The sequence below is a fragment of the Cupriavidus gilardii genome (assembly GCF_008801915.1).
GTDB classification, from domain to species: domain Bacteria; phylum Pseudomonadota; class Gammaproteobacteria; order Burkholderiales; family Burkholderiaceae; genus Cupriavidus; species Cupriavidus gilardii.
In genome coordinates, this window is record NZ_VZOV01000002.1 from 177621 (window position 1) to 194514 (window position 16894).

At 62.3% G+C, this 16894-nt stretch carries 20 protein-coding genes and 1 other RNA gene; 14 read left to right on the top strand and 7 right to left on the bottom strand.

Features of this window, described 5'->3' with window-relative positions; genetic code table 11:
- The first annotated feature begins 12 nt into the window (after nucleotides 1-12).
- The 3 genes from ssrA to F7Q96_RS03615 all read left to right on the top strand — a co-directional run bounded on the left by ssrA (nucleotide 13) and on the right by F7Q96_RS03615 (nucleotide 1590).
- Nucleotides 13-371: a transfer-messenger RNA gene (gene ssrA, locus F7Q96_RS03605) on the top strand.
- Between the two features lie 440 nt (nucleotides 372-811).
- On the top strand, nucleotides 812-1090 hold the full coding sequence (locus F7Q96_RS03610; protein ID WP_029577227.1) for a type II toxin-antitoxin system TacA family antitoxin: 279 nt from the start codon (nucleotides 812-814) through the stop codon (nucleotides 1088-1090).
- Nucleotides 1087-1590, top strand: a complete 504-nt coding sequence (locus F7Q96_RS03615; protein ID WP_053821302.1) for a GNAT family N-acetyltransferase — start codon at nucleotides 1087-1089, stop codon at nucleotides 1588-1590. Before F7Q96_RS03610 ends, F7Q96_RS03615 begins: the two co-directional genes overlap by 4 nt.
- Before the next feature lie 15 nt (nucleotides 1591-1605).
- Here the strand turns inward: F7Q96_RS03615 and F7Q96_RS03620 are convergent, their stop codons facing one another.
- The 7 genes from F7Q96_RS03620 to F7Q96_RS03650 form a co-directional block, all read right to left on the bottom strand.
- Complete coding sequence (locus F7Q96_RS03620; RefSeq protein ID WP_053821301.1) at nucleotides 1606-2037, bottom strand: hypothetical protein; 432 nt, start codon at nucleotides 2035-2037, stop codon at nucleotides 1606-1608.
- Nucleotides 2034-3389 carry a recombinase family protein gene (locus F7Q96_RS03625; protein ID WP_151022071.1) on the bottom strand — a complete coding sequence of 452 codons (1356 nt, stop codon included), beginning with the start codon at nucleotides 3387-3389 and terminating at the stop codon, nucleotides 2034-2036. Before F7Q96_RS03625 ends, F7Q96_RS03620 begins: the two co-directional genes overlap by 4 nt.
- Nucleotides 3386-3892 (bottom strand): DUF2924 domain-containing protein, encoded by a 507-nt coding sequence (locus tag F7Q96_RS03630; RefSeq protein WP_151022073.1) that lies wholly within the window; start codon nucleotides 3890-3892, stop codon nucleotides 3386-3388. Before F7Q96_RS03630 ends, F7Q96_RS03625 begins: the two co-directional genes overlap by 4 nt.
- Complete coding sequence (locus F7Q96_RS03635) at nucleotides 3889-4107, bottom strand: hypothetical protein (protein ID WP_151022075.1); 219 nt, start codon at nucleotides 4105-4107, stop codon at nucleotides 3889-3891. Before F7Q96_RS03635 ends, F7Q96_RS03630 begins: the two co-directional genes overlap by 4 nt.
- A 125-nt stretch (nucleotides 4108-4232) precedes the next feature.
- Nucleotides 4233-5447: a hypothetical protein gene (locus tag F7Q96_RS03640; RefSeq protein WP_151022076.1), complete on the bottom strand. Its 1215-nt coding sequence runs from the start codon at nucleotides 5445-5447 to the stop codon at nucleotides 4233-4235.
- A 17-nt stretch (nucleotides 5448-5464) separates the two neighbouring features.
- Complete coding sequence (locus F7Q96_RS03645) at nucleotides 5465-6355, bottom strand: ImmA/IrrE family metallo-endopeptidase (RefSeq protein WP_249041645.1); 891 nt, start codon at nucleotides 6353-6355, stop codon at nucleotides 5465-5467.
- A 17-nt stretch (nucleotides 6356-6372) separates the two neighbouring features.
- Nucleotides 6373-6693, bottom strand: coding sequence for a helix-turn-helix domain-containing protein (locus F7Q96_RS03650; protein ID WP_151022080.1), 321 nt, complete (start codon nucleotides 6691-6693; stop codon nucleotides 6373-6375).
- Nucleotides 6694-6897: 204 nt separating this feature from the next.
- Here F7Q96_RS03650 and F7Q96_RS03655 point away from each other — a divergent pair, with 204 nt between their 5' ends.
- From F7Q96_RS03655 to F7Q96_RS03705, 11 genes are all read left to right on the top strand, one after another.
- Complete coding sequence (locus tag F7Q96_RS03655) at nucleotides 6898-8127, top strand: DUF1104 domain-containing protein (RefSeq protein ID WP_151022082.1); 1230 nt, start codon at nucleotides 6898-6900, stop codon at nucleotides 8125-8127.
- The gene (locus F7Q96_RS03660) at nucleotides 8090-9094 is read left to right on the top strand and encodes a hypothetical protein (protein WP_151022084.1); all 1005 of its coding nucleotides are present in this window, start codon (nucleotides 8090-8092) and stop codon (nucleotides 9092-9094) included. The genes F7Q96_RS03655 and F7Q96_RS03660 overlap by 38 nt, the downstream gene beginning before the upstream one ends.
- Nucleotides 9095-9276: 182 nt before the next feature.
- Nucleotides 9277-9489: a helix-turn-helix transcriptional regulator gene (locus F7Q96_RS03665; RefSeq protein ID WP_151022085.1), complete on the top strand. Its 213-nt coding sequence runs from the start codon at nucleotides 9277-9279 to the stop codon at nucleotides 9487-9489.
- Nucleotides 9486-9956 carry a hypothetical protein gene (locus F7Q96_RS03670; RefSeq protein WP_151022087.1) on the top strand — a complete coding sequence of 157 codons (471 nt, stop codon included), beginning with the start codon at nucleotides 9486-9488 and terminating at the stop codon, nucleotides 9954-9956. The genes F7Q96_RS03665 and F7Q96_RS03670 overlap by 4 nt, the downstream gene beginning before the upstream one ends.
- A 5-nt stretch (nucleotides 9957-9961) precedes the next feature.
- Nucleotides 9962-10276: a hypothetical protein gene (locus tag F7Q96_RS03675; RefSeq protein WP_151022089.1), complete on the top strand. Its 315-nt coding sequence runs from the start codon at nucleotides 9962-9964 to the stop codon at nucleotides 10274-10276.
- Nucleotides 10273-11160 (top strand): ATP-binding protein, encoded by an 888-nt coding sequence (locus F7Q96_RS03680; RefSeq protein ID WP_151022091.1) that lies wholly within the window; start codon nucleotides 10273-10275, stop codon nucleotides 11158-11160. The genes F7Q96_RS03675 and F7Q96_RS03680 overlap by 4 nt, the downstream gene beginning before the upstream one ends.
- Nucleotides 11161-11162: 2 nt before the next feature.
- Complete coding sequence (locus F7Q96_RS03685) at nucleotides 11163-11765, top strand: hypothetical protein (RefSeq protein WP_151022093.1); 603 nt, start codon at nucleotides 11163-11165, stop codon at nucleotides 11763-11765.
- A gap of 13 nt (nucleotides 11766-11778) precedes the next feature.
- The gene (locus F7Q96_RS03690) at nucleotides 11779-13455 is read left to right on the top strand and encodes a DEAD/DEAH box helicase (protein ID WP_151022095.1); all 1677 of its coding nucleotides are present in this window, start codon (nucleotides 11779-11781) and stop codon (nucleotides 13453-13455) included.
- Nucleotides 13452-13874 (top strand): DUF6511 domain-containing protein, encoded by a 423-nt coding sequence (locus F7Q96_RS03695; protein ID WP_151022097.1) that lies wholly within the window; start codon nucleotides 13452-13454, stop codon nucleotides 13872-13874. The genes F7Q96_RS03690 and F7Q96_RS03695 overlap by 4 nt, the downstream gene beginning before the upstream one ends.
- A complete protein-coding gene (locus tag F7Q96_RS03700; protein WP_151022100.1) occupies nucleotides 13874-14629 on the top strand; it encodes a PD-(D/E)XK nuclease family protein in 756 nt (251 codons plus the stop codon). Before F7Q96_RS03695 ends, F7Q96_RS03700 begins: the two co-directional genes overlap by 1 nt.
- Nucleotides 14626-16815 (top strand): AAA family ATPase, encoded by a 2190-nt coding sequence (locus F7Q96_RS03705; RefSeq protein WP_211923498.1) that lies wholly within the window; start codon nucleotides 14626-14628, stop codon nucleotides 16813-16815. The genes F7Q96_RS03700 and F7Q96_RS03705 overlap by 4 nt, the downstream gene beginning before the upstream one ends.
- The last annotated feature ends 79 nt before the right edge of the window (nucleotides 16816-16894 follow it).

Consider the following 16894-nt stretch of genomic DNA (forward strand, 5'->3'; position numbering starts at 1 on the left):
GTTTTCCTTACTGGGGCCGACCTGGTTTCGACGTGGGTTGCAAAGCAGTAGAGGGCATACCGAGGACCCGTCACCTCGTAAATCAATGGGAACGCAATAACTGCTAACGACGAACGTTACGCACTGGCAGCCTAAGGGCCGCCGTCCTCGCACTGGCTCGCTGACGGGCTAGGGTCGCAAGACCACGCGAGGTCATTGACGTCAGATAAGCCCTGCGGGTGTCACGACCTCAGGGACGAAAACCAAGTGACTCGCCGTCGTAGAGCGTGTTCGTCCGCGATGCGGCGGTTAAATCAAATGACAGAACTAAGTATGTAGAACTCTCTGTGGAGGATCTGCGGACGCGGGTTCGATTCCCGCCGGCTCCACCAATAATGAAACCCCAACCGTTCTCGGTTGGGGTTTTTTCTTGCCCGATCGCGCCGGTTCCCGCGTGTTGTTGGGGGCTCCTGCGGAAGCCTGCGGACTTCGCCGGTCAGCCTCCCAGCCCGTTCCGGGCCACATTCCACTCTCTCTTAGCCATTCCTCGCTCCGACCTCGCTCCCTGAAAGTTGCCCGAAGTCCGCAAGGGCCACAAGTCAGCGCCATACAGATCAAAGGGTTACGCGCGGACGAATCAAGCGGTTGGATTGCAGCATCGGGTGGCGAAGGACACGCTGCGGGTGCGTTTCGTCGGTAGTTATCGAGAACTACCGACATGTCGCAACGCGAAAGTACGTGCTTGGATGGTGGCTAAGATAAGGAACCTCTTGTCAGGACAATGTCCGGACGAGTACAATAAAGGAATCCAATATCAGTCCGGAGGGGCACCATGAGCACCCTGAATCTTTCCAAGACCGAACGCATTGACGTTCGTGCCAGCACGCCGGTCAAGCAGCTGCTTCAAGAAGCCGCACGCGCCTGCCACAAGAACGTCAGCGAGTTCCTGCTCGACGCGGGCGTGACGGCGGCCGCGCAGACGCTGGCGGATCGTCGCCAGTTCGTGCTGGACGACACACAGTGGCAGGCCTTCCAGGAGGCGCTGGACCGCCCGGTGCAAAGCAAGCCGCGTCTGAAGAAGTTGCTGCGTGAACCTGGGGTGCTGGATTGAGCAATGACTACTCGCCCGTTCGCAAGCTGGCTGCAACGGATCAGGTCGATGCGTTCGACTGCGGCCAGGCCGCGCTGAACCAGTTCCTGCAGCGCTACGCGCTCGTCAACCAGAAGGCCAACAGCGCGCAGACCTATGTCTGCTGCCAGGGTGACGTGGTGGTCGGCTTCTACAGCCTAGCCGTTGGTAGCGTCGATCCGGAAGCCACGCCGTCGAGAGTGATGAAGGGGCTGGCGCGCCACCCGGTGCCGGTCATGATCCTGGCCCGGCTCGCCGTGGACAAGGAGCATCAGCGTAAAGGTCTGGGCCAGGCCTTGCTCAAGGATGCACTGCTGCGCACCGCACAGGCCGCCGACATTGCGGGTATCCGCTGCCTGTTGGTCCATGCCAAGGACGACGCAGCACGGCAGTGGTACGAATCGTGGGAATTCGACCCCAGCCCGACTGATCCGTACCATCTGTTCCTGATGCTCAAGGATCTCAAAGGCATGTTGAGCTGAGGTGGTGTCTCCACCTCAGAGTCCGACTCTCTCCCGCTGCTCATCCCACAGCGCTGGCGGATCAACCGCCAGATCAAACAGCGTGACGTGGTTCGGCAATTCGTCGTCCAGGATGGCCGCCACGATGTCGGGTGCCAGCGTGGTCAGGTTGACCATCCGGCTGACGTAGCTGTTGTCGATCCCCTCCCGCGTGGCGATTTCCTTCAAGGACTTCGCTTCCCCCGATTCCAGCATCGCCAGCCAGCGGTGACCCCTGGCCAGCGCCAATTGAATGGAGGTCGGTGCCACGTCCCATGGTCTGACCGGTGCAGTCTCACCGTTCGGGAGAGTGACCAGCTTGCGGCCGCTGCGCCGCTTGATCTGGATCGGCACAGACAGAGTTAGCCGGCCATCACTCGCCTCAACGATGTCCGGCTCGCCAGTTTTCTGGATGCGGATGTCGCTCATGCCAACGCCTCCGCTTGTTGCTCGACCGGCTCGGGACGCAGTTCAAGCACCAGCCGCTCGATGCCGTTGGCGCGCAATCGCACCTCGAGGTCATTGGGCGACACGATCACCTTCTCGACCAGCAATTTCACGATCCGGGTCTGCTCCGCCGGGAACAGTTGATCCCAAATCGCGTCGAGTCGGGTCATGGCCACGGTGATCTTGGCCTCGTCCAGCGTTGGGTCGAGCTTGATCGCTTGCGGCAGCATGTCGCCGAGCAGATTCGGGGCACGCAGGATGGCACGCAGTTGGTCGAGCACCGCCGATTCGAGTTCTGCGGCAGGCAGTCGCGGCAGACCCGAGGCGCCCGCGTGTTCCTTGGCGTCGCGCTGGGGCACGTAGTAACGGTAGCGTCGGCCATTCTTCTTGGTGGTGTGCCACGGCGACAGCGCACGGCCGTCGTTGCCGAACACGATGCCCTTGAGTAGATAGGGAACCTTGGCCCGCGTCGTGTTGCCCCGCACCCGGCCGTTGGTATCGAGGATCGCGTGGACGCTGTCCCACAGTTCGCGGCTGATGATGGGCGGATGCTCGGCCTGGTACCACTGGTCCTTGTGCCGCAACTCGCCAAGGTAGGTTCGGTTGCTCAGGAGCTTGTAGATGTGACCCTTGTCGATCGGCCTGCCATCGCGGGTCTTACCGTCTTGCGTGGTCCACGCCTTCGACGTCACGCCATCCAGTTTTAGCTCTTTAACCAGTGCGGTGCTGGACCCGAGTTCGACGAAGCGCTGGAAGATGTGCCGGATCAGCTTGGCCTCACGCTCGTTGGGCACCAACCGCCGGTTCTCGACGTCGTAGCCCAGCGGCGGCACGCCGCCCATCCACATGCCCTTGCGCTTGCTGGCGGCGATCTTGTCGCGGATGCGCTCGCCAGTGACCTCGCGCTCGAACTGCGCGAAGGAGAGCAGGATGTTCAGCATCAACCGGCCCATCGAGGTCGTAGTGTTGAACTGCTGGGTGACCGACACGAACGACACGCCGTAGCGCTCGAACACCTCGACCATCTTGGAGAAGTCCGCCAGGCTACGCGTCAGGCGGTCGATCTTGTAGATGACGACCACGTCAATCTTGCCAGCTTCGATGTCCGCCATCATGCGCTGGAGCGCCGGGCGCTCCATGTTGCCGCCAGAAAAGGCGGGATCATCGTAATCGTCGGCGACCGGAATCCAACCCTCCGCGCGCTGGCTGGCGATGTAGGCGTGACCGGCATCGCGCTGAGCATCGATGGAGTTGTATTCCTGGTCCAGCCCTTCATCGGTGGATTTGCGCGTGTAGACCGCGCAGCGCATGCGGCGCTTCAAGACTTCGCTCATCGACCACCTCTCTTCTTGGTGGCGGGCTTGGCCTTGGCGTTGGACGGTGGCTTGAGGCCAAAGAACAGCGGACCCGACCAGCGCATGCCTGTGATTTCGCGGGCGATCATCGAGAGGCTCGGGTACATGCGGCCCTGGAAGTCATATTGGCCGTCGGCGGTCGCGATCACGCGGTACTCGACGCCTTTGTATTCACGGACCAGCACCGTGCCTGCGGCCGGACGGTAGTCGCGGTCGCGCTTTTTCACCTTGCCAGTTTCGACCAAAGATTGGATGCGACGCTGATTGCGATCCAGCAGATTGGCGTTGACCTTGCGGAACTCAAGCTCCTGCAGTCGGTAGGCAATCCGGCGTTCGAGGAACTGGCGGTTGTGGGTGGGTGTGTCGCCACCGACCAGCTTCTGCCAGAGTGCCCGGATCTCTGCCATCGGCATCTCGGGCAGCCTGGCGATCTGCGCCGCCACCGACGGCGGCGTGGAAAATAATGGTGTTTGTGTACTCATTTGGACTCCGTAGTTGTCTTGTTGACGGGGTCTGCATGAACGCGCTGGTTGCCAGAGAAGCCAAGCTCAAACTCGCTCGCTTCTGTCCTGGCTGCGGACTGTTCTGTGCCGGTGATACGCAGGCGTGCCAGGCCGTTGGCCAGCAACGACGCGATCTCGTGGCGACGCTGTTCCGGCGTCATCCGCTCCGGTGGTAGATGGTTGATTTGATGCATTGGTGGCGGTCCTCTCGGTCAAACTCACATGCAGTGAAATTGTCCGGATGGACTGCCGCCGACACCATGAGGGAGTTTCGGAGCCGTGCGAACCGATGCGGGTTGCTGCGAAAAGCAGGTCCCTTTTAGCTCGCCAGATGACGGGCGAGGATGGTCTTCATCAACGAATTGCCTGGCTGGGTGCTGGCGATCATGTCCCGGATCTGCTCGTTGACCTGCTGGGTTGGCAACCCAGCGTTCTCCGCCGCCTGCGTGACTGCCGAATAAGCATCGAGCACATCAGCGCCGGTGATCTCATAGCCGTGTCCAAGAGAGATCCAACGCAACGCGGCGAGGCCTGCGGCGAGCGCGAATGCTGGCTGCTTCTCGGCGTAGTCACGGGCAGCGCGCGTCAGCGTGCGTGGATCGGTCGGGCTGCGCGTGCCCAGCTCGATCGCCGCATTGAACAAACCCGCATCCTTGGCAGCGGCGAACCACTTGCCCTCGGCGCCAGGCGTGCTGGCTACCAGGTCGCGTAGGATCTCTTCCGGCTGCTTATGGGGATACTTCTTGGCAATGGCGCGAAACGTCGCCAGGTTCGTTGTGCCCTGATTCGCCTCGATGGCGTAGCGGCGGTAGGCCTCGTCGAGCAAGCCCGAGGACAACAGGATTTCTTCGCAGGCCTGGGCAATCTGCCAGCCAGGATCATTGAGACCGCGCGACTCCTCGGCATAGCGGATCGCCTCCGCCTTCCTGCCCATCGCTGCCAATGCCTTCACGCCCCAGCGCCGATCGTGCCACCACTTGAACCGCGCCTTGTCGAGTAACGCCAACAGTTCCTGGTGGCGGCCCGCCGCGTACATCGATGCTAGGCAAGCGCTGGTGCCTTTGAAAAATCCATGTCCGGAAGCCTTCGGGCTCCACACGCTCTCGACGACCGGCAAAAACTCATCGGCCCAGTGCGACGCCAGTTCCGGCGTCACGCATAACTCTCCCCAGTAATCGCCGAGCACTTCGATGTAGGGTATCTCGTCTTCCTGCAGCGCTTGCCACAAGCGTCCGAGCCAGCGTAGTCGCAGCTTCGGCTCGACATCGGCCTTGGCAATGATCGGCACCAGTGCGTCGATGGCCTTGTTGACCGCCGAGCCCAGGGCACCCGAGGAACTATCAACCTGCTCGAGCGCCGGGGACAACTTTTCGAGGAGTTGCACCGCACCCTCGGCCGCGAGCAGCGGCTCCTTGCGCGCGACCTGCTTGATTTCCGCGAGGGCTTCCTTGATACGCTGAATTGGCGTATCGGATCGCCAGCCGAAGGCGTGACGACGGAAGCGGGAACTGAACTGCCATTTGTGCGCGCTCACGACCAATTCCTCATGATCTATCGCACAGGGTACTGGCCGTTGCGGATGAATCGATCAAAGGTATCCTCCTCTGCCTCTTCATCATCATGCCGAGGCCGTTGCCATTCGGCGTCGGGCATCAACAGCAGCGTCAGAGTGTAGTCGTACTGCCCCGCCACCCGGGTCATTTCAGTGACGGGCATGCTGGTGGGTTCGCGTGGAAACCAGTCCTGTGCTCGGCCCGTCTGTTGATCGCCTGCATCCCAGCCGTTGTAGCTGTGAGCCAACGCTTGTCGAGGCAACTCGATGGTGTTCTTGCGGGTGGCGAAGTAAGCGCCGGACCGTAGTGCCGCCTCGTTCGACTTGGCCCACAGCATGTGATCATCACGACTGGCCACCAACACGGCGCGCTTCGGGGCGATTTCGGTCCAGCGCAAGGCTGCAGCCGTCAGCGAAACGCCGTAGCGATCCGCGCAGTGACTCAGCAGATCGAAGCTGATCGACTGCCCATCCACCTGGCGCCGGAAGTCGTCCAGCGGCATCAGCAGGGTCGAAGCAAACAAGTCCGCTTCTGACTCGATGTCGCGCTCGTTGTTGTCGCCCGTTTCGATGTCGCCGTCGCCGCACTCGAATAGGTCCCGCTGGTGGCGGTGCAGGATGTAGTGGCCGAACTCATGCGCGATCGTGAAGCGCTTGCGGCCCTCCGAAGGGGTGGCACTGTTGTATAGGAGCAGCCACTTCGAGCGCGCCTTATTGGCTTTCAGCAGACCATCGAAACCGTCGAGATCTTCGCCCTGGACCTTGTCGATCGGCGAGTCTGAAAAGCACTGGCGGGAATACTCCAGCGCCAGCTCGTCAACCTTGACCGGAAAACGATCCGCACCGAGCACCGTGTTGAGCATGGACGAGATGCGATTGGCCTCGGCCATGGGCTTCTTCGCCTCCGTCATTCATCTTCCCAGGCATCGAGGATCTTGCGGATCTTCTTTTTGTCCGGCTCCGACATGGTTTTGTACTTGCGGAAGAAGGCCTCGTCGAGCACTTCCTCGTCCGGGGTGGTTGCCGACTCGGTCAGCAGGAACTCCGTGGTGACCTCAAGGACGGCGGCGATCTTGCCGATCTTCTCGGCCGATGGCTTTGGGTCGTCTTTGTTTTCCAGTTCCCAGATGTAGCTCTTGCTGGAGTCGGTCAGTTCGGCCAACTGTTCCAGGCTGAGCTTCTTTTGCTTCCGCAGTGCGCGGATCTTGTCCCCCAGGGGCGATGGCACCGGTATTTCCTCATTTGTTGGCTTCAATCCTAAAATAATACCACTGTACCGAACGAATTCGTACCTGCTTGACAAACCTATAACCGCTCCGCGACAATCTAAATCGTTCGGTACACCGAACTTCATCGGTCTGCACACCCCAACAAGAAGAAGGGGCCGTCGAGGCTGATACCAAGCCGATCCAAACCTTTGAGGGGTATGTAGATGAACGATGCAGAAAACCTGAGCAAGCTCCTGGGCCACCTGCCACCGGCGGTGTTCCGTGAATTTATGGTGGATGAATTCGGCCTGGCCATGCCGGACGCGGACGCCAAGAAGCCCAAGAAAGAACAGCGTGAGCAGATGGAGGCTGTGCTCGCGGCTCTTGGGGTGGGCGAGCGGCAGCGGATCGAAGAAGTGGCCGAACGGATCGTGCTGCTGTCGGACGGCGCCGGCCAGGACGTCATCGACGGCTTTAAGGACGACATCTTCGATGACGCGGCCCGGGAAACCTTCGCAGCGATTCCGAACCAGTACGAGCGGGCGCTGTGGCTGCACGTCCATGAACCCGTGATCTTCGAGGAAGCCCTCAACGCCCGACAGGCCGACGTGTTCCGGCAAAGCGCCTCCTGCTACTCCGGTTTCATGGCACCTGCCAATCTGGCGGTACTCGACGACGCGACGGCCAAGGCGGCATTCCACCAAACCGTCGCCCAGCAACTCGGGTGCTCCGATGACGCGGTCGCGATCCAGATCTTCAAGCGTCTGCGGCCCGACACGCAGACCGGCGAGGATGTGGATCTGTACCAGATCAGCATCCATCACAACCGCCCACCGGAAATCATCGACTGCGTGCAGGCGAGCGAATTGGTGCCCCAGAAAGTGATCCGGGCGGTGTCTTCGCACATCACATACGAGCCGGCCAATGGGCACCTGGAGGTGCTGTCGAAAGATACGGCTGGCCGGGAAGCATTGGCGCGCATCGTGGCCGACTCCCTGCTGCAATCGCCCATCACCGGCGAGAAGATCCCGCTCAAACAATACGACTACCAGAGCTTGGCGGCGCCGCGAAATTTCGATTTGTCCGGCGAGCCGGTAGCGTTCGTCAAGGTCGTCGAGCTCGGTTACGCCGCCGGAAATGGGCGGTCGCTCCTGGTGAAGATCTGGACCAAGGACGTCGATGACATCTATGCGGCCGCCCGGTCGTTGATCGGCCCCGCCTTCGACTTCCGCGATCACCACCTCAACTACGCCAAGCTGTCCATCAAGCTGAAAAAGGTCGGCAAGGACCGCGCACGGACGATTACCGTGATCCTGCGTGACGACAACAAGTGCAACATCAAGACCAAGCGGGAAAAGGACCGGGCGCTGTGCGACCGACTGCTGGCCAAATGGCATCTTGTGAAGGAGATCGGCCATGTCGTCGAAGCCCCTGCCGACACAGTCGCTGCTTGAACTGATCGACCTGTTCGAGCAGTCTGGGCAGCCGATTGCCGACGGCGACGGACTGCGGCTTCGTGGGGTGCCCGGGTGGAGTGTCCTTGGACGGACATCTTTGACGCCGAAGCTGCTGGAGCAGTGGACCGACTGCGTCGGCTACGCCGGGAGTTACCCTGCATCGCTCGACGACGAACTTGTCAATGCTGACCTGACCGAAGATGAGCAGGCTGATCGGTATCGCTACCGCTGTCCTCAGACTTTTCGGTGGAAGTTTGTCCCCGCCGCCGAAGTCGCCGTCTACAGCGTTCGACCAGCAGCAATCCTGAGCACCATCGCCGATCTCCTGGGTATCGCGCAGGCTCTGCGAAAAGGGATCGATGCGCCGCTGCTGGACGATGCCCTCTGGCATTTGGGGAAGGCACGAATCGGCCCCGCGCTGACAGACGTCTGGCTCGTTCGCGGCTTGGCGCACTCCGTCGAAGAGGTATTTCGCCACTTCAGCCAGACAAGTCTTCCTGACCAGGGTCTGATCTTGTCGTCTGGCGGTGTATTGCCGCAGTTTGTGCGCCCACCTCGCAGTTACCGATTCGCATCGCTACGAGCTGCAATCGTCGACTACGTCGCCACGCCGTGCATCGACATGGATCTCCTGCATCGCATCCTGGCCGCTTCGCCCGATGGCGCGATCCGCCCCGTGTTGCCGGTGCACTTCGACGAGTACACCAACACGCTGACCATCCGCACCAAGACCAAGCCCTGGACGATCAAAGGAGAGCGTCAGGCTGCGGCAGTCCGCTACATGTTCGAACAGGCCATCAACGACAGGTGGATTCTGTCAGCCGCTGAAATTCTCGACGCAGCCTATGCAGATAAGAAGACGGCGCGCAGCCAGCGCATGCAGAACCTGTTTAGCGGCAACACGGAGTGGGAGGACTACATCGACAACCCTGAGAAGGGAAAGTATGGCTTCCGCCGAGATTGACCGGCCACCAGTTGGCAGCAGCACGCACAACCGCCTTCGGGCGGTTTTTTGCTTTCTGGCCCCCGCTTTTCCCCGCAGAAGCTGCGCCCGTACATCAGCCCGTACATGGCGGCGGCAGACGCCCGCACAGGCCGACTTCGAAACTGACCTCATGAATTCGCAACAACCAGAAGGAGTGCATCGTGAGTGTCAAACATCTGAATCAAGGCCAACTGGCCGAACGCTGGGGAGTCAGCGAAGCCACGCTTGAGCGCTGGCGTTCCGAGGGAATCGGTCCGGTATTTCTGAAGCTGCAAGGTCGCGTCGCCTATCGCATCGAGGACATCGAAGCCTACGAGGCAGAGAGCCTGCGCAAGAGCACCTCTGAACGCGTCAATGCTGGAGGTGCGGCATGAACCGTATCTCTCCCGATCAGGCATTGGCCACCCCAGCCGGTGAACTGGCTGAGCTTGCCAGCGAATCGCTGTTCCAGCTCAAAAACGACGCGACTGATCTTCTTTCCATGGCCAAGGCGATCGTCGAGCACGTCGATCGCGCACTGGACCTCAAGTACGCCGGCCGCGCTCACCAGCTGCGCCTGGCAGCCGGCAAAGACACCGGCGTCGTCCATTTCGACGACGGCCATGTCCGCATCACCGCCGATCTGCCCAAGAAAGTCGACTGGGACCAGAAGCGGCTCGCCGAGATCACCCGGCGCATCGCCGCCAACGGTGACGACCCGTCCGAGTACGTGGAGATCAGCTATCGGATCTCGGAAACCAAGTTCAACGCGTGGCCCGAGTCGCTCAAGAGCGCCTTCGCTCCGGCACGCACCCTCAAGACCGGCAAGCCGGGCTTTCGTCTCGCTCTGCTTCAGGAGTAATCGCCATGAAAACCAAACCTACGCTGCTCGAACTGCTGCGCAAGCAGCCGGAAATGTATCTCCGTGATCTGCCGGAAAACATCCGCATCCCGGCACTGGACGGCAATCGCCCCGACGAAGTCGTGCGTCGCATCGAAGACGCCACCATTGATGACTTGGCATTCGCGATCCAGGGCATGGAGTCGGAATCCCGTCTGATCCATCGCCGTCTGAGCGGTCTGCGCGACCTGTACGAAATGGCCCGCAAGCGCGGCGCACTCGGCGTGACCACCGTCGCTGACGCGTTCGCCAGCATCAGCGCCGAGGAGGCCGGCAAATGAGCCTCCCCATCATTACTGCAGACCAGCGCCTGGCCGAGCGCCGTGGCGTGAAGGGTGTGCTCGTCGGCAAGAGCGGCATCGGCAAGACGTCACAGCTCTGGACGCTGAAACCCACGGCCACGCTGTTCTTCGATCTCGAGGCTGGGGACTTGGCCGTCGAGGGCTGGGCGGGCGACACGATCCGTCCACGCACCTGGCAGGAGTGTCGTGACTTCGCGGTGTACATAGGCGGACCGAACCCAGCGCTGCGCGACGACCAGCCGTTCAGCCAGGCCCACTTCGATGCTGTGTGTGCGCGCTTCGGCGATCCAGCCGTGCTGGACAAGTACGACACCGTGTTCGTCGACTCCATCACCGTGGCCGGACGCCTGTGCCTGCAATGGTGCAAAGGCCAGCCGCAGGCCTACTCCGAGAAGACCGGCAAACCCGACAGTCGGGGTGCGTATGGGCTGATGGGCCAGGAAATGATCGCCTGGCTGACCCACCTGCAGCACACGCGCGGCAAGAACGTCTGGTTCGTCGGCATCCTCGACGAGCGCCTCGACGATTTCAATCGCCGGGTGTTCTCGCTGCAGATCGACGGCTCCAAGACCGGCCTGGAACTGCCCGGCATCGTCGATGAGGTAGTCACCCTGGCCGAGCTGAAGGCCGATGACGGCGCCAGCTACCGCGCATTCGTCTGCCACACGCTGAACGCATGGGGATACCCCGCCAAGGACCGCTCCGGGCGGCTCGATCCGATCGAAGAACCGCATCTCGGTCGGTTGATGGAAAAGATCGCCGGCCCTGCCAGGCCCGCCGCCGAGCGACTCGACTTCGCGCGCCCCGTGCCATCTGCCGCGCCTGTCCCTAACACCGAATCCACTTCCACTCAGGAGTCCTAATCATGACCTATTTCGATTTCAATTCCGCTTCCGAACAGACCTCTTTCGACCTGATCCCGAAGGGCACGCTGGTGCGTGTCCGCATGACCATCAAGCCGGGTGGCTTCGATGATCCGTCGCAAGGCTGGACCGGCGGCTACGCCACTCGCAACGACAACACCGGCTCGGTGTACCTGAACTGCGAGTTCGTTGTGATGGAGGGCGAGTTCGCCCGTCGCAAGATGTGGTCTCTGATCGGCCTGCACAGCCCGAAGGGCCCTGAGTGGGCGAACATGGGCCGCACCTTCGTCAAGGCGATCCTGAACTCCGCGCGCGGCGTTCATCCTGGCGACAACAGTCCTGCCGCGCAGAACGCGCGCCGCATCAGCGGGTTTGCCGACCTCGACGGCATCGAGTTTCTCGGCAAGGTCGACTGGGACAAAGACCAGAACGGCCAGGACAAGAGCGTTATCAAGGCCGCGATCACGCCCGACCACAAGGACTACGCCGCCCTCATGGGCGGGGCCGCAAAGCCTGCGGTGTCAGGGGCCGCCAACGGGTCGAACGCGTATGCCCAGGCTACGGGACGTGCCTCCGTGCCGGGTCGCCCGAGCTGGGCACAGTAAGGGGGACGCCGCCATGATGCTTCGCCCCCGCCAAGCCCTGTTGGTCGAGCGCTCCCTGGCGGCTCTCGCCCAACACGGCAACACGCTGTCTGTTGGCCCCACCGGGTCGGGCAAGACCATCATGCTGTCGGCGGTGGCCGGCAGCCTGTTGGCCGAGCCAGATGCCAAAGCCTGCATCCTCGCCCACCGCGACGAACTGACTGGCCAGAACCTGACCAAATTCGCTCGGGTGAATCCGGGCATCAGCACCTCCGTGTTTGATGCCAAGGACAAATCCTGGTCAGGGCGCGCCACGTTCGCGATGGTGCAAACGCTGTCGCGTGACAACCATCTCGCCGCGATACCAGCGCTCGATCTGCTGGTGATCGATGAGGCACACCATGCGGCATCGGCGTCTTACCGTCGTGTGATCGATCGGGTGCTGGACAAGAGCCCGAACGCTCAGATCTTCGGCGTCACCGCGACACCTGCCCGCAGCGATGGCAAGGGACTGCGGGAGGTTTTCAGCAACGTCGCGGACCAAATCACGCTGGGCGAGTTGATTGCCTCCGGCCACCTCGTGCCACCCCGCACCTTTGTCATCGATGTCGGCGCCCAGGAACAACTGACGCGAGTTCGTCGCACGGCCACCGACTTCGACATGACGGAAGTCGAGGCCATTCTGAACAAGACGCCCATCACCGATGCCGTGATCCGTCATTGGCGCGAGAAGGCCGGCGACCGCAAGACGATCGTGTTCTGCTCGACCGTTGCCCATGCCGAGTGCGTGCGCCAGGCATTTCACGACGCCGGGGTGCCTACCGTGATCGTGCACGGCGAGCTGTCCGATGCGGAGCGCAAGGCGCGCCTTGCAGAGTACGAGTCCGGCGCCGCACAGGTGGTCGTCAATGTGGCCGTGCTCACGGAGGGCTACGACTTCACGCCTACGTCGTGTGTTGTTCTGCTGCGACCCAGCTCGCACAAGTCGACGCTGACCCAGATGATCGGGCGCGGCCTGCGCACCATCGATCCTACCGAGCATCCCGGCGTCATCAAGACCGACTGCGTGGTCCTGGACTTCGGCACCGCGACCTTGATGCACGGTTCATTGGAACAGGACGTCAACCTCGACGGACACCAGCATCACGGCGAAGCGCCCACCAAGGACTGCCCGTCTTGTGAAGCCACCGTCCCGCTCGGTTGCCGCGAATGCCCGCTGTGCGGCTTCGTCTGGGAGAACGAGACCACCGAGGAAGGAGATGCGCTGGCCGATTTCGTGATGACCGAGATCGATCTGCTCAAGCGCTCCAACTTCCGCTGGTGCGACCTGTTCGGCTGCGACGACGCGCTGATGGCGACCGGCTTCAACGCATGGGGTGGCGTGTTCTTCCTGAATGGACGCTGGCACGCCGTGGGCGGTGGCAAGGATCTGCAGCCACGCTTGCTGGCCGTCGGCGACCGCACCGTCTGCATGGCCAAGGCCGATGACTGGCTGAACGACCGCGAGTCGGCGGATTCCGCGCACAAGACCCGGCGCTGGCTGAACGAGCCGCCTACGCCCAAGCAACTGCAGTATCTGCCGCAGGCGCTGCGCGCCGACTTTGGCATGACACGTTATCAAGCCTCGGCGCTGCTGTCCTTCCAGTTCAACAAGTCGTCGATTCAGCGCCTCGTGGTGGCTGCCAACGATGCCCACCGGGAGGCCGCGTGAAATGTGCAGTCTGCTTCCGCAAAGCCAAGGGCTTCGGCTACTTCAATCCACGCCTGCCGCGCAGCGATCCACGCCGTTACTCGGACCGATGGGTGTTCTGCTCCATGCGCTGCCAGAACGCATTTTCACGACTCATGGTAAAGACCGGAGGTCACATGATCGACCCGAGTGACATGGAGCTGGCTGCTATGGCGTCCTGCCTGGCGCCGCTTGGAGAGTACGTCGGCGCCATCGGCATGCAGCGCCCGCTGGCGGACTACAGCAAAGACGAAGTGCTGATGCTGATCGACGTCGTGGTGACCGCCTACCAGGAACACATGCTCGTCGAGCACGCGCGGATGGCGGAGAAGGACCGCGCTTTTCTTGAGGAGCGACTCGCCCGCCAAGGCAAATCGGTTTCGACGGGGGTGCCGTTCTGATGCTGGACTTCAATCACCGCCCCAAGATCCACGAGCAGATCGGCGCGCTCATCGATACCGCGCTGAGCGCCGAACGTGACACCCAACCCCGGCGCAACTATCTCGGCGCGTCGCGGTTGGGCGTTGCCTGCGAGAGGGCGCTGCAATACGAGTATCTGCAGACACCGGTCGATCCTGGCCGGGACATGCCAGGTCGCGTTCTGCGCGTCTTCGAGGTGGGCCATGTCCTCGAAGAATTGGCCATCCGCTGGCTGCGCATGGCCGGATTCGATCTGTACACGCAAAAGGCCAGTGGCGGTCAGTTCGGCTTTTCCGTCGCAGGCGGCCGCATCCAAGGCCACGTCGATGGTGTGCTGAACGGCGGTCCCGCAGCGCTAGGAATGAGCTATCCGGCCCTGTGGGAGTGCAAGACCATGAACGACAAATCCTGGCGGGACACGGTCAAGCACGGCGTCAGCAAATCCAAACCGGTTTATGCCGCGCAGATGGCCATCTATCAGGCCTACATGGAGGCCAGCGTTCCGGGCATCTCTGCGAACCCGGCGTTGTTCACCGCCATCAACAAGGACTCCGAAGAGATCTGGTTCGAGCTGGTGCCGTTCGACGGCGGCCTGGCGCAGCGTATGTCCGATCGCGCGGTTCGGGTCATCACGGCAACGGACAGCCAGGAACTCCTGCCGCGCCATGCGACCACGCCAACGCATGTCGAGTGCAAGTTCTGCCCCTGGCAGGACCGCTGTTGGAGTTCGACATGATGGCCGACAACATCATCTGGCTCGACTTCAATGACGCGCCCGAGCAGCGCGACGAACTGACCTCTGACACCGATGCCTTGCGCGCTGGCTTGCTGGATCGACTTGAGGCCGTCCTCCACTACCTGTTTCCGCAGGGGCGCATCCGGGGTGGCAAGTTCTACGTCGGTGATGTCGATGGCAACCCGGGTAAGAGTCTGGTGGTTGAGCTGGACGGACCACGGCGAGGCCTGTGGAAAGACTTCTCCACCGACGAGGGCGGCGACATCATCGATCTGTGGGCGCGGTCGCAAGGTCGCTCCGCCCGGGCAGACTTCCCTCGCATCGCTGGTGAGATCCGGCAGTGGCTCGGTCTTGCACAACCGAACATCACGCCAATGCGCCGCGATGTTCGCAGCGTGCCGATGGATGAACTCGGCGCTTACACCGCCAAGTGGGACTATCTGTCACCCGAAGGCGAACTGATCGCCTGCGTCTACCGCTACGACCCACCGACGGGCAAGGAATATCGCCCCTGGGATGTCCGCGCCCGCATGTGGCGCGCCCCCGACCCCAGGCCGCTTTACAACCAACCGGCCATCGCGAAAGCGCGAGAGGTCGTCCTGGTCGAAGGCGAGAAGTGTGCGGCTGCGTTGATCGCCTCCGGCATTGCCGCCACCACCGCAATGAACGGCGCCAAGGCACCAGTCGACAAAACCGACTGGCGTCCATTAGCCGGGAAATCCGTGGTCATCTGGCCGGACCGGGATGCACCCGGTTGGGACTACGCCGAGAGCGCGGCTCGCGCTTGCGTGGTGGCGGGCAGCACATCCGTGGCCATCCTGGTGCCGCCCGCCGACAAGCCGGCCAAGTGGGATGCCGCAGACGCTGTCGAAGAAGGCTTCGACTGCGCGGCATTCATCGCCCAGGGTGACCGACGGATCGTAAAGGCTGCGGCTCCTTCTCTGCCTACCTTCACGCTCGGCGAACTGCTCGACGATAACTCACCGCTGCCACCCGATCTGATCTCTCCGCGCGTGCTGACGCCGGCTGGCATGTTGGTGTTCGGCGGTGCGCCCAAGGTCGGCAAGAGCGACTTCCTGCTGTCTTGGTTGGCGCACATGGCGGCTGGCGCTGTATTCCTCGGCATGCAGCCACCCCGTCCGCTGCGCGTGTTTTACCTGCAGGCCGAGGTCCAGTACCACTACCTGCGCGAGCGCGTGAAGGACGTGCGCCTGCCGTCCCATCGGCTCTTGGATGCCCGCGCCAACTTCGTGGCCACACCGCAGTTGCGGCTGGTGCTCGATGACGCAGGACTGGCACAGGTGATCCCGGCGATCGCGCAGGCTTTCGGCGGCGAGCCTCCCGACATCATCGCCATCGATCCGATCCGCAATGTGTTCGACGGCGGCGACGCCGGCGGCGAGAACGATAACGGCGCCATGCTGTTCTTCCTGTCCCAGCGGGTGGAGCGCATTCGCCAGGCGGTCAATCCCGACGCTGGGATCATTCTTGCGCACCACACCCGGAAACTGGGCAAGAAGCAGTTCGAGGAGGACCCGTTTCAGGCACTGGCCGGCGCGGGAAGTCTGCGCGGCTACTACTCGACCGGGATGTTGTTGTTCAGGCCCGACGAGACCAGAACGACCCGCCAGCTGATCTTCGAGCTGCGCAATGGCGCGGGTATCCCGCAACGGCACGTCGACAAGATCAACGGCGAGTGGCGCGAGGTCGATGCCAACGAGCGGCTGGTGATGAAGGACTACGGCGAGCGCTTGGATGCCGAGCGCCGCCGCAAGCGCGACGCCATCCTTCAGATCTTGTTCGAGGAGGCCAGCAACGGGCGATGCTACACCGCCAATCAGTTCGCGGAGTCCTTCGAGGGCAAGGCAGGCCTGGGCGGCGAGCGCACCATCCGCGAACGCGTCTCCGCGCTCTCGACGCAGGGCTACATCAAATACTTCCGCAACGCTGCGGACTACGGTCTGCCGTCCAGCGGCCGCACCAAGTTCGGCTATCTCTGCGTCGAAGGCATGGTGCTGCGCATGCCTGCGGGCGATGTCGACACGGCCACCGGCGAGTTGCCGATGCGCGAGTACACGGTACTCCCGACCCATTACAAGTGCCCGCATTCCGGCGCCTCGATGCCTGTCGAGAACCCCGACGTGTGGGTCTACCACGACGAATTGAACGACCCGGAGGCCTCATGAACATTGCCCAATCGGCAGTTGGCAGCAGCGTTGCCAACTGCACTCACGTCCTTGCCAACTACACGCAGTTGGCAAACCC

Excerpts from the sequence above, each read along its gene's own strand:
- F7Q96_RS03610 (WP_029577227.1), top strand. The coding sequence starts at position 812 with ATGAGCACCCTGAATCTTTCCAAGACCGAACGCATTGACGTTCGTGCC.
- F7Q96_RS03620 (WP_053821301.1), bottom strand. The coding sequence starts at position 2,037 with ATGAGCGACATCCGCATCCAGAAAACTGGCGAGCCGGACATCGTTGAG.
- F7Q96_RS03625 (WP_151022071.1), bottom strand. The coding sequence starts at position 3,389 with ATGAGCGAAGTCTTGAAGCGCCGCATGCGCTGCGCGGTCTACACGCGC.
- F7Q96_RS03630 (WP_151022073.1), bottom strand. The coding sequence starts at position 3,892 with ATGAGTACACAAACACCATTATTTTCCACGCCGCCGTCGGTGGCGGCG.
- F7Q96_RS03635 (WP_151022075.1), bottom strand. The coding sequence starts at position 4,107 with ATGCATCAAATCAACCATCTACCACCGGAGCGGATGACGCCGGAACAG.
- F7Q96_RS03645 (WP_249041645.1), bottom strand. The coding sequence starts at position 6,355 with ATGGCCGAGGCCAATCGCATCTCGTCCATGCTCAACACGGTGCTCGGT.
- F7Q96_RS03655 (WP_151022082.1), top strand. The coding sequence starts at position 6,898 with ATGAACGATGCAGAAAACCTGAGCAAGCTCCTGGGCCACCTGCCACCG.
- F7Q96_RS03660 (WP_151022084.1), top strand. The coding sequence starts at position 8,090 with ATGTCGTCGAAGCCCCTGCCGACACAGTCGCTGCTTGAACTGATCGAC.
- F7Q96_RS03670 (WP_151022087.1), top strand. The coding sequence starts at position 9,486 with ATGAACCGTATCTCTCCCGATCAGGCATTGGCCACCCCAGCCGGTGAA.
- F7Q96_RS03675 (WP_151022089.1), top strand. The coding sequence starts at position 9,962 with ATGAAAACCAAACCTACGCTGCTCGAACTGCTGCGCAAGCAGCCGGAA.
- F7Q96_RS03680 (WP_151022091.1), top strand. The coding sequence starts at position 10,273 with ATGAGCCTCCCCATCATTACTGCAGACCAGCGCCTGGCCGAGCGCCGT.
- F7Q96_RS03685 (WP_151022093.1), top strand. The coding sequence starts at position 11,163 with ATGACCTATTTCGATTTCAATTCCGCTTCCGAACAGACCTCTTTCGAC.
- F7Q96_RS03690 (WP_151022095.1), top strand. The coding sequence starts at position 11,779 with ATGATGCTTCGCCCCCGCCAAGCCCTGTTGGTCGAGCGCTCCCTGGCG.
- F7Q96_RS03700 (WP_151022100.1), top strand. The coding sequence starts at position 13,874 with ATGCTGGACTTCAATCACCGCCCCAAGATCCACGAGCAGATCGGCGCG.
- F7Q96_RS03705 (WP_211923498.1), top strand. The coding sequence starts at position 14,626 with ATGATGGCCGACAACATCATCTGGCTCGACTTCAATGACGCGCCCGAG.